Below are 8,036 nucleotides of genomic sequence, written 5' to 3' on the forward strand. Positions count from 1 at the left end.
GGCTGGTAAAGTCCCAATGCTTGGCATCTGTTTAGGTCATCAAGCCATGGTTGAATATTATGGCGGCAAAGTAGAACGAGCACCGTTTGTTGTCCACGGTAAAGCCAGCCCGACCTTCCATAATGGTCAGGGCGTATTTGCCAATTTACCCTCCCCATTACCGGTTGCCCGTTATCACAGCTTAGTTGCGACTAAAGTACCTGACTGTTTAGACGTTATTGCCACCACAGATGACATGCCAATGGCAGTATTGCATCCACAACATCAAGCAATGGGCTTTCAATTTCATCCAGAATCAATTTTAACCACCTTAGGCAGTCAGTTACTTACGCAGACATTAGCGTATTTAACCCAAGACCATGCCTTTACTGGAGGTAAGTAATGGATAATCTGCAAACCTTATTCGACCATCTGTACCAAGGTAAGCCATTAACTCGCGAACAAATGGCACAAGTGTTTAGCACTATTATTCAAGGTGATATGCAACCTGCTACCATGGCGGGTATGTTAGTGGCGCTAAAAATGCGCGGCGAAACCATTGATGAAATAGCCGGTGCAGCAGACGCATTACGCCAAGCCGCTAAACCTTTCCCACGCAGTGATGCCTCAAAACAAAGCGGCATTGTTGATATTGTCGGTACAGGTGGCGATGGCCATAACACCATCAACATTTCGACTACAGCCGCATTTGTTGCAGCAGCTGCGGGGGCAAAAGTAGCAAAACACGGTAACCGCAGCGTATCAAGTAAGTCTGGTTCTTCTGACTTACTGTCACATTGCGGTATTGCGCTCACCATGGCACCAGACGCTGCAAGCCTATGTTTAGATAAGCTTGGCTTATGTTTTCTATTTGCGCCGCATTACCATGGCGGAGTGAAACACGCAGTACCAGTAAGACAAGCGTTAAAAACTCGGACTATTTTTAATGTGCTAGGCCCATTAATTAACCCAGCAAGCCCAGAATTTATGCTATTGGGCGTCTATACACTTGAACTTATCGAACCTATTGCGCAAGTACTTCATGCCCTTGGGGTTAAACGCGCTATGGTGGTGTATGGCAGTGGTTTAGATGAAGTAGCATTACATGATAATACTCATGTGGCAGAACTAAAAGACGGTGTGGTGCGTACTTACCAACTTAGCCCTGAAGATCTCGGTGTTAACCGTGCAGACATAGCACAGCTAACGGGTGGAGAACCAGCAGACAACGCTTTAATCACTCAAGCCATTTTACAAGGTAAAGGCCTCCCTGCTCATCGAGATGCCGTGGCGATTAATGCAGGTTGTGCTTTGTATATCAGTGGTATTTGCGACTCAGTTCAAGCCGGTACTCAGCTAGCACTTGCCACACTCGCCAGCGGTACAGCTTTTACCTTATTAACCGATTTAGCTGCCGCGAGCCAAGCTGGAGAACACAATGAGTAAGCCAGAAAGTAATGTATTAACCCGTATCGTTGATACTAAAGTGGCCCATATCGCCGCGCTAAAACTGCGTTTCCCTGAAGCCAACCTACAACCTAAAATATCTGACCGTAGCTTATACGATGCCATGAAAGCACCTAATGCTCAGTTTATTTTTGAGTGTAAAAAGGCCAGCCCTTCTAAAGGGCTTATTCGCCCTGTATTTGATGTTGAAGCCATCGCAGATATTTATGTCCATTACGCTGCTGGCATCTCTGTGCTAACCGATGAACAGTTTTTCCAAGGTGACATGGACTACATTCCAAAAGTCCGCGCAAGGGTAACTCAACCGATTATCTGTAAGGACTTTTTTGTTGACCCGTATCAAGTGAAATTGGCAGCCCATCAAGGTGCTGATGCCATTTTACTGATGTTGTCAGTACTTGATGATGAGCAATATCGTTTATTAGCCAACGAAGCGGCTAAGTATCAATTAGATACCTTAACCGAAGTCAGTAACCAAGCAGAATTGATTCGAGCGATTGATCTCCTTGCCCCAATAATTGGTATTAACAATCGTAATTTACGCGACTTAAGTACTGATTTGGCGACAACTGAGTTATTAGCACCACAAATCCCAGCAGACAGAGTGGTCATTAGTGAATCAGGCATTTATAACCATCAACAAGTTTGCCGCCTAAATCCATTGGTTGACGGTTATCTTGTTGGCAGTTCAATTATGGCGCAAGACGATATTGATTTAGCGTGCAGACAACTTATTTTTGGGAACAATAAAGTCTGCGGTTTGACTCGAATTGACGATATTGAGGCAGTAGCTACAGCTGGAGCGGTATTTGGAGGGCTAATTTTTCATCCAAAATCACCTAGAGCCGTAACACCTGCACAAGCAAGTGAATTAATCGCCCAAATGCAGCAACGTAATATTGGCTTAAATATGGTGGGTGTGTTTGTTAATCACCCCGTTGCAGATATCGCTTCATTAGCCCAAACGCTGAATCTTTTTGCAGTGCAATTACACGGCAATGAAACTGAACTTGAAATCACAGAATTAAAAGCGTTACTTAAGCAACAACAGCTCAATACCGAAATTTGGAAAGCCGTTGCAATTAGCAGTAACAACGGCGAAGTGAGCCAAAAACCTGCTGGCGCCGATCGTTATTTATACGACAGCAAGTCAGCACAACAATTTGGCGGCACCGGGCAAACGTTTAATTGGCAAGCAGATATTGATGATAAACAAGATGCGATGTTGGCGGGAGGATTAACCCCAGACAATGTTTATCTAGCAAGCCAACAAGGATTTTATGGGGTCGACTTAAATTCAGGAGTAGAATCTACCCCTGGCCATAAAGACCACCAAAAACTGATTGCTGCATTTACTCAATTACGCCGTAATTAATTTTCTATTTACGACACTATTTTTAGTTAAAAACATGATTACTCGAAGGGAATATTTATGACCGAGCTCAAGCTTAACCCTTATTTTGGCGAATACGGTGGGATGTACGTACCGCAGATTTTAGTGCCTGCATTAAAACAACTCGAAACGGCCTTTGTTGAAGCACAACAAGATGAAAGCTTTATCGCTGAGTTTACCGACCTGTTGAAAAACTATGCTGGCCGCCCAACAGCGCTAACACTTACCCGTAATTTAAGTCCAAATCCGCTGGTGAAAATCTACCTAAAGCGTGAAGACTTACTCCACGGTGGTGCGCATAAAACCAACCAGGTATTGGGTCAGGCTTTGTTAGCTAAGCGTATGGGTAAAAAAGAAATCATTGCCGAAACAGGCGCTGGCCAACATGGTGTGGCCACTGCTCTAGCCTGTGCGCTTTTAGGCTTAAAATGTAAAGTCTACATGGGTGCCAAAGACATTGAACGTCAGTCTCCAAACGTATTTAGAATGAAGCTAATGGGCGCTGAGGTTATTCCAGTTACATCGGGTTCATCAACCTTAAAAGATGCCTGTAACGAAGCCATGCGCGACTGGTCTGCAAGTTATGATAAAGCGCATTACTTATTAGGTACAGCAGCCGGCCCGCACCCATTCCCGACAATTGTGCGTGAATTCCAACGAATGATTGGTGAAGAAACCAAGAAACAAATTCTTGAAAAAGAAGGTCGTTTACCTGATGCCGTTATCGCGTGTGTAGGCGGTGGCTCGAACGCTATAGGCATGTTTGCCGACTTTATTGACGAACCGTCAGTGGAATTAATTGGTGTAGAACCTGCTGGTAAAGGCATTGATACCCCGATGCATGGCGCGCCGCTTAAACATGGTAAAACCGGTATTTTCTTTGGCATGAAATCACCCTTAATGCAAAATAGCGACGGTCAAATTGAAGAGTCATATTCGGTTTCAGCGGGGCTTGATTTCCCATCCGTTGGGCCACAACATGCGCATTTAAATGCCATTGGTCGTGCTCGTTATGAGTCTGCAACCGATGATGAAGCACTTGAAATGTTTCAAACGCTCGCTCGTTGCGAAGGGATTATTCCTGCATTAGAGTCTGCCCATGCCCTAGCCTATGCTGTACGCATGGCAAAAGAAGCCACTAAAGAAACTATTTTAGTGGTTAATTTATCTGGCCGTGGTGACAAAGATATTTTTACAGTGGCAGATATTTTAGAAGCCAAACAAAAACAACAGGAGAGCGGCAATGAGTAACCGTTATCAAGCAAAATTTGCTGCACTGAAAGCACAAGATAAAGGTGCGTTTGTTCCTTTTGTGACCATTGGCGATCCGAGCCCTGAATTATCGTTAAAAATTATCCAGACCTTAGTCGATAATGGTGCTGACGCCCTTGAGTTAGGCTTTCCTTTTTCAGATCCATTAGCCGATGGCCCCGTTATACAAGGTGCTAACTTACGGTCATTAGCGGCAGGTACAACTTCTAGTGATTGTTTTGACATCATCACTAAAGTCCGCGCTCAACACCCTGATATGCCTATCGGGTTATTGCTTTATGCCAACCTAGTTTTTGCTAATGGTATTGATGAGTTTTACGCTAAAGCTCAAGCTGCTGGTGTGGATTCAGTGTTGATTGCTGACGTGCCTGTTGAGGAGTCTGCTCCCTTTAGTAAAGCCGCCAAAGCACATGGTATTGCACCGATCTTTATTGCACCGCCCAATGCTGATTCTGACACCTTAAAAATGGTCAGTGAACAAGGTGAAGGTTACACCTATCTATTATCACGAGCTGGCGTCACGGGTACAGAATCCAAAGCGGGTGAACCAATTGAGAATATTCTGGCACAGCTGGCCGAGTTTAATGCGCCGCCACCGCTATTAGGTTTTGGTATTGCCGAGCCTGAGCAAGTGCGCGCCGCTATCAAGGCTGGAGCCGCTGGTGCTATTTCAGGTTCTGCAGTGGTTAAAATCATTGAAGCACATCAACATGATGAAGCCACATTACTCGCGAAACTGGCTGAATTTACCGCTACAATGAAAGCGGCGACATAAGCCCCATTTTTGGTCGAAAAAGGAGCAATTTTATTGCTCCTTTTTTTATGTCCGTTATACTAGGACAAATATCAACCAACTCGGTGTTATATGAAAAGTTCGTTAATAGGGATTTTAACGATTACCATTCTATTTGTTAGCTACAGTCTTAAGGCTGTGGATACCTCTGTACAACCTAAAACTATCGTCACTTATAATGCTGCAATTCATGGGATTGACCCAAAACAAGCGTATTTTGTCTCGTTACTTGAACTTGCGTTAGAAAAAAGTCGCGATAAATATGGTGACTTTCAAATGAATGCCGCCATGATCCAAATGCCACAGGGTCGAGCACTTAAAATGGTGGCTGATAACACGATTATTGATGTTGTCTGGACCATGACCAGCATCGAACGAGAAGATCAATTACAAGCTATTTATGTGCCATTGCTTAAAGGACTAATGGGTTACCGAATTGGGTTAATCCGTAAAAATGATCAAGCTAAATTTGATAACATACACTCCATAGAAGACATCAAAAAAACCTTAATTGGCCAAGGCGCTGATTGGCCAGATGTGCCAATTTTGAACAGTAATGGTTTTACAGTCACATCGGGCAGTGATAGTCGTTTAATAGCGATGTTACTGAAAGGTCGCTTTGACTACTATCCCCGCTCAATACACGAACCATGGCGAGACTTGTACCGTTATCCAGATGTAATACTTGAACAAAGAATTTTATTAAAGTATCCCGCCCCCATTTATTTTTTTGTCAGTAAAGACAACACATCCTTAGCGCAGCGAATTGAATTCGGCCTAAGAAAAGCCATCGATGACGGTAGTTTCGACGACTTATTCTACAACCATCCAATCACTCAAGGTATGCTCAGTAAATCAGAGCTGGATAATCGCACTGAATTTGTGTTGCATAATCCCTTTTTATCTAAAAAGAGTGCTGATCTACTCAACGAAACTCAGTTATGGCTCACCTTAAAGCAACAATGATCACTCAGGGAGCAATAGCACAACTGCTTATGGTTCATAAACACTATCTCATCATGTTACAATCGGCATATATTGTCGTAGTGACAGCGGTTTGTTGTCCTTTTCCTGCAAGAGATTTTTATGAAACAACTGTTAGACTTTTTACCACTTGTCATTTTTTTTGCCGTTTACAAATTCTATGATATCTACGCAGCAACAGGAGTATTGATTGCTGCCACGGCTATTCAACTCGTCATTACCTATCTGATTTATAAACATATTGAAAAAATGCATTTAGCCACCTTCGCCATGGTGACGGTATTTGGTTCCCTCACCCTATTTTTCCACGATGATGCTTTTATCAAATGGAAAGTCAGTATCGTTTATGCCTTGTTTGCTATAGGGTTGATTGCCTCTCAAATCATGGGGAAATCTGCGCTTAAGAGCATGTTAGGCAAAGAAATGAAAGTGGACGATAGAATTTGGGCTCAAGTCACATGGTATTGGGTTGGATTTTTTGTATTATGTAGTTTCGCCAATATTTATATTGCGTTTAATTTACCTTTAGAAACCTGGGTTAACTTCAAAGTATTTGGCTTAACCGCCCTCACCTTAATTAACACAGTAATAACGGTAGTTTATCTGTATAAAAATATGCAAGATGACAACTCGCAACCTACTGATAACCAATAATTGTTTATGTAAAATCAAATAAAGGAAGCAGCTATATGTGGTATATGATTTCATCTCAAGATGTTGAAAATAGTCTAGAAAAGCGTTTATCTGTTCGTGCTGAACATTTAGCACGTTTACAAGCTTTAGCCGATGAAGGCCGTTTATTAACTGCCGGACCACACCCTGCAATTGATAATGAAAATCCTGGTGAAGCGGGTTTCACAGGATCATTAGTTATTGCTGACTTTCCTTCATTAGAAGATGCACAAGCTTGGGCTGATGTGGATCCTTATATCGGTGCTGGCGTGTACAAAAGCGTTATCGTTAAGCCATTTAAACGAGTGCTTCCTTAATGAAAATAGTTTCTTTTAATATCAATGGTATTCGTGCTCGTTTGCATCAACTGCAAGCTCTCATCGACAGTCATTCACCCGATATAATTGGCTTACAAGAAACCAAAGTGCATGACGAAGCTTTCCCAGTAGCTGATGTTGAGGCTATGGGTTACAAGGTCCATTATCATGGTGGCAAAGCACATTATGGCGTGGCGATGTTGTCAAAAGCAGAACCTGTCAATGTTATTAAAGGTTTTGAAACCGATGATGAAGACGCGCAACGCCGCCTGATTATTGGTCAATTCAAGCAAGATAATGGCCGCATATTAACCGTTTTCAATGGTTACTTTCCACAAGGTGAAAGCATCCATCACGAAACAAAGTACCCTGCGAAACGTAAGTTTTATCAAGACTTAATGGTGCATTTAGAAAAGCATCATAGCGCAGATGAAGACATCGCGATTATTGGTGACATTAATATTTCGCCAACCGATTTAGACATCGGTATTGGTGAGGTTAACGCCAAACGTTGGTTAAAAACCGGTAAATGTAGTTTCCAACCAGAAGAACGTGAATGGTTCGCACGTTTACAGCAATGGGGCTTTATCGATAGTTTCCGTCAATTACACCCTACTCGCACTGAACGTTATTCATGGTTTGATTATCGTAGTAAAGGTTTTGATGATAACCGTGGACTTCGAATTGACGTCATTCTGGTCACAGAGTCAATGTTGCCACGTTTAGTTGAGTCAGATGTAGATTACGAATTACGCGGTATTGATAAACCATCAGACCACGCGCCAATTTGGAGCACATTTAGTTAATCGAAGTGGATGTTAACTGACGCTTAGATTAAACGACATGATGCTTGAACAAAAAACGTTATGCCTAACAGCATAGCGTTTTTTTATGATTGCTGACTCTGCGTTAGCCATTAGCTCTTGTTAGTAGTTAACCCATACAAGCCGTTAACTAACTTAAACTTGGAATAATAAACACCTTTCAAACTGCCCCCTATCTTGCTAACTTTATCTTGCTAACGGTGTCTTGCTAACTTTATTGAATTAACTTGCAATAGGTTTAACTAAAAAAAGTAACGGCTAGACACTTGCCATTGTTGCTCAAGCAGCTCGACCGATTCATTAAGATACGCTCTAGCAGGTCGAGTTGAATCGAC

General features: G+C 42.6%; 9 protein-coding genes. All 9 read left to right on the top strand.

Going from position 1 to position 8,036, the window contains the following annotated elements; genetic code table 11:
* On the top strand, positions 1-382 hold a 382-nt coding region (locus tag CXF78_RS08455), incomplete at its 5' end, for a glutamine amidotransferase-related protein (RefSeq protein WP_180957087.1).
* Positions 382-1,425 (top strand): anthranilate phosphoribosyltransferase, encoded by a 1,044-nt coding sequence (gene trpD, locus CXF78_RS08460; protein ID WP_102036508.1) that lies wholly within the window; start codon positions 382-384, stop codon positions 1,423-1,425. The genes CXF78_RS08455 and trpD, both read left to right, overlap by 1 nt.
* Entirely contained in the window at positions 1,418-2,821 is a 1,404-nt protein-coding gene (trpCF, locus tag CXF78_RS08465; RefSeq protein ID WP_102036509.1) for a bifunctional indole-3-glycerol-phosphate synthase TrpC/phosphoribosylanthranilate isomerase TrpF, read from the top strand. The genes trpD and trpCF overlap by 8 nt, the downstream gene beginning before the upstream one ends.
* Positions 2,822-2,878: 57 nt before the next feature.
* Positions 2,879-4,090 (top strand): tryptophan synthase subunit beta, encoded by a 1,212-nt coding sequence (gene trpB / locus CXF78_RS08470; protein WP_011636898.1) that lies wholly within the window; start codon positions 2,879-2,881, stop codon positions 4,088-4,090.
* On the top strand, positions 4,083-4,886 hold the full coding sequence (gene trpA / locus CXF78_RS08475; RefSeq protein WP_102036510.1) for a tryptophan synthase subunit alpha: 804 nt from the start codon (positions 4,083-4,085) through the stop codon (positions 4,884-4,886). Before trpB ends, trpA begins: the two co-directional genes overlap by 8 nt.
* A gap of 90 nt (positions 4,887-4,976) precedes the next feature.
* The gene (locus CXF78_RS08480) at positions 4,977-5,870 is read left to right on the top strand and encodes a substrate-binding periplasmic protein (RefSeq protein WP_102036511.1); all 894 of its coding nucleotides are present in this window, start codon (positions 4,977-4,979) and stop codon (positions 5,868-5,870) included.
* A 120-nt stretch (positions 5,871-5,990) separates the two neighbouring features.
* Positions 5,991-6,542 (top strand): septation protein A, encoded by a 552-nt coding sequence (locus tag CXF78_RS08485; RefSeq protein WP_011636895.1) that lies wholly within the window; start codon positions 5,991-5,993, stop codon positions 6,540-6,542.
* A gap of 35 nt (positions 6,543-6,577) precedes the next feature.
* A complete protein-coding gene (locus CXF78_RS08490) occupies positions 6,578-6,877 on the top strand; it encodes a YciI family protein (RefSeq protein ID WP_011636894.1) in 300 nt (99 codons plus the stop codon).
* Positions 6,877-7,683 (top strand): exodeoxyribonuclease III, encoded by an 807-nt coding sequence (gene xthA / locus CXF78_RS08495; protein WP_102036512.1) that lies wholly within the window; start codon positions 6,877-6,879, stop codon positions 7,681-7,683. Before CXF78_RS08490 ends, xthA begins: the two co-directional genes overlap by 1 nt.
* Positions 7,684-8,036: the final 353 nt, after the last annotated feature.

This window comes from Shewanella sp. 11B5 (assembly GCF_002836795.1).
GTDB classification, from domain to species: Bacteria; Pseudomonadota; Gammaproteobacteria; order Enterobacterales; family Shewanellaceae; genus Shewanella; species Shewanella frigidimarina.